A 2,681-nucleotide genomic window follows, 5' to 3' on the forward strand; every position below is an offset into this window, starting at 1 on the left:
TTGCCAATTGGGACATTCTCCTAGGGCATAGAGAATGGGCGGGGGATCTGGCACCTCCCACAGCAGCGGCGGATAGTCCGGATCTGCAGGCGTGAGAAAGGGGATCCCCGCTTTGAGGGTTTCCTCCAGGATCTGCTCGGGATCAAGGCCAGGACGGGCAGAGACAATAGCCTGGGCCAGGGTGGGGCCAATGCCTTCCACCTGCCGCAGGGCCGGGGCATCCGCTTGCCAAGCCCGCTCCAGGGATCCAAAAAACTCCGCCAGCCGTTTCAGGCGGTGGGGGCCAATCCCTTTGATGCGGGCCCAAGCTAGCCAGTAGGGCCGCTCCCGTTCTTCATGGCCTGGCCCACGGGAAGGCTCCCTCTTGCCAACAGGATCTGAAGGGGAAAGGGGAAAAGACAATTTAGCTCTGCGCAGTAGTGGCTGTATCTTAAATGATTGGCAAAAGGAACGCTTGGCAAAAAAGCAGGAGATGGGTAGATGTCAGGGTTGGATCCCGGCGGTAACCTTCAGGGATCAAGGCCCCTGCGGTTTGGACGGATGCGCCAAGCTTGGGTGTGGGGGGCCTATCTCCTGCTGTGGCTGTTGACCTGGGTGGGATCCCGCTCGGCCCAGCCCCAGTTTTTGGGGATCCCGGCCTGGTATTGGCTGGCGGGATTGGCTGTCCTGCTGTTGGTACCTCTTAACTTCTACATTGTGCGCGTTTGCTGGCCGAGAGGCGGAGATGAGTAACACGGTTTTGAGTCTGGGTGTGGTGGGGGCATACTTGCTGCTGCTGGCGGCCATTGGCTTCTGGAGCTATCGCCACAGCGGTCGGGATCCGGTTAGCTACTTTTTGGCGGGGCGGGGGTTGGGATCCCTGGCTCTAACTTTGACGACGCTGGCCACCTTGCTCAGCGCCTTTACCTTCATTGGGGTGCCGGCAGATGCCTATACCCACGGCCTAGGGATCTTCCTGGGGGTGGGAGTGACCACCGCCTTCATTTCGGGGCTGTTTTTGTGGGTGGGCTACCGGGTATGGCTAGCAGCCCAACACTTTGGCTTCATCACCCCTTCCGAGTTTTTCGGCCACCGCTTCAACAGCCCTCTTTTGGCTCTACTCTACTGCCTTAGCGCCCTGACGTTTACCGCCCCCTACATCAGCATCCAGATCATTGGCGGAGCCCGCACCCTGGCGGCGGTGTTGGGGGAGGGGATCCCCTACTGGCCCTTGGCAGTGGTGGTGGCCTTGGTGATCCTGGGGTATGTGCTCTTTGGAGGATCCCAGGCGGTGGTCTGGACGGATGTGGTGCAGGGGATCATCTTGATTCTGGGGATGGGGGTGGCCTTTGTTGCAGTGGCTTTCTCCCTAGGGAGAGAAGCGGGTAGCGAACTGGATCCCTGGCTGAGCTTGCCCGGCCCCCAAGGACGCTGGAGCTGGCAAGGGTTACTCGGCAATCAACTGCTGTTTTTCATGGCCACTCCCCTTTTCCCACAATTTTTCCAGCGCTTCTACATGGCCAAAAGTGCCCGGCCCTTCCAGACCCTGATGGTAGTCTGGCCGCTGCTGATTCTGCTGGTCTTTTTCCCAGCAGCTCTTCTTGGGGTTTGGGGCCGCCTGGCTTTTCCCGGCCTGGAGAAAACGGACCAGATCATGCCCCTGATGTTGCAAACTCTGCCCGGCGGTGTGGCAGCGGTGGTGATTACAGCAGCTCTGGCCGCCCTCATGTCCACGGCAGACTCACAGCTCCTTACGGCCAGCTCGTTGGTAACGCGGGATCTGGTAGTGACCCTCTTCAGGCGCCAGCTTTCCCCCCACCAAGAAGAACAATTGGGACGCTGGGTGGTGCTGGGGATCGGTTTGGCCTCTTTTGCCATTGCCCTTAACCCGCCGGGGCTGATTGTGGAGATTGCCACCTGGAGCTTTCAGGGAAATGCCATGCTGTTCCCTGTCTTAATTGCTGGCCTGTACTGGAAGCGGGCTACCCGCGCTGGGGCTGTAGCCGGGGCCCTCGTCTCCAGTGGCCTGACTTTAGGTTGGCTGTCGGGTCTGTTGCCGCGGGCTTGGACAGGGGGCTGGTTACCCGTAATCCCGGCAGTGGTGATCGGCAGTGGGGTGTTAATTGGCGTAAGCTTGCTTACCCAGCCGCCCAAGGAGCAGGTGACCGCCTACTACGAGGAAGGGCCTTGGGGAGAGTAGGTTATTCTTTATCGATCAGCTCAATCAACGCTTTTCCAGGTCTGCCGGTAGCCAGCCAGCTTGAGCCAGGCCGTTGAGAAATGCGAAAGTCCCTCCTAGAAAAAGCAAGCCCATCAAGCCCGCCAAGGGGTTGCCACCAATCCCCGTTAGCCACGCTGGCGCCCTGCCGGTGTAGTCTATCCAGGCCAAGTTGTTGACCCAGGCCATGCCCCATACCCAACCCGCGTGCAGCCCTAGGCTAAGGCCCAGCTTGTTTTGGTTCCAGACCCTCGCCTGCACCAGCAGCAGCCCCATCAGCCACAGTCCGGGAAATTGCGGCCAGGTGGCGAGAATCTCAGGCAAAGGCTTCAGGAAATGGGCCATAGCAAACAGGAAGCTGGATCCCCACACCGCAGTGCTGCAACCGTAGTCCAGCAGCATCTCCTGCAGCAGCCAGCCGCGAAAAAACAGCTCCTCCGCCAGCGCCACCCCCAAGCCCAAAAGCAACCCCAGCAACCCATAG

4 protein-coding genes are annotated in these 2,681 nt (G+C 59.9%); 2 read left to right on the forward strand and 2 right to left on the reverse strand.

Going from position 1 to position 2,681, the window contains the following annotated elements:
- Nucleotides 1–402 (reverse strand): helix-hairpin-helix domain-containing protein (locus NW837_RS04095; RefSeq protein WP_414329379.1); only part of this gene is annotated, 402 nt, incomplete at its 3' end.
- 78 nt (nt 403–480) lie between these two features.
- On the opposite strand from NW837_RS04095, the gene NW837_RS04100 reads away from it, so the two are divergent.
- Nucleotides 481–732: a hypothetical protein gene (locus NW837_RS04100; protein WP_414329380.1), complete on the forward strand. Its 252-nt coding sequence runs from the start codon at nt 481–483 to the stop codon at nt 730–732.
- A complete protein-coding gene (locus NW837_RS04105; protein ID WP_414329381.1) occupies nt 725–2,179 on the forward strand; it encodes a sodium:solute symporter family protein in 1,455 nt (484 codons plus the stop codon). Before NW837_RS04100 ends, NW837_RS04105 begins: the two co-directional genes overlap by 8 nt.
- A 24-nt stretch (nt 2,180–2,203) precedes the next feature.
- On the opposite strand, the gene NW837_RS04110 is transcribed toward NW837_RS04105, so the two are convergent.
- Nucleotides 2,204–2,681: lysostaphin resistance A-like protein (locus NW837_RS04110; RefSeq protein WP_414329382.1), on the reverse strand; the 478-nt coding region annotated here is incomplete at its 5' end.

The sequence above is a fragment of the Synechococcus sp. R6-10 genome (genome assembly GCF_047461815.1).
In the GTDB taxonomy this organism is placed as follows: domain Bacteria; phylum Cyanobacteriota; class Cyanobacteriia; order Thermostichales; family Thermostichaceae; genus Thermostichus.

Coding starts and splice junctions, on each gene's coding strand:
- NW837_RS04100 (WP_414329380.1), top strand. CDS start 481: ATGTCAGGGTTGGATCCCGGCGGTAACCTTCAGGGATCAAGGCCCCTG.
- NW837_RS04105 (WP_414329381.1), top strand. CDS start 725: ATGAGTAACACGGTTTTGAGTCTGGGTGTGGTGGGGGCATACTTGCTG.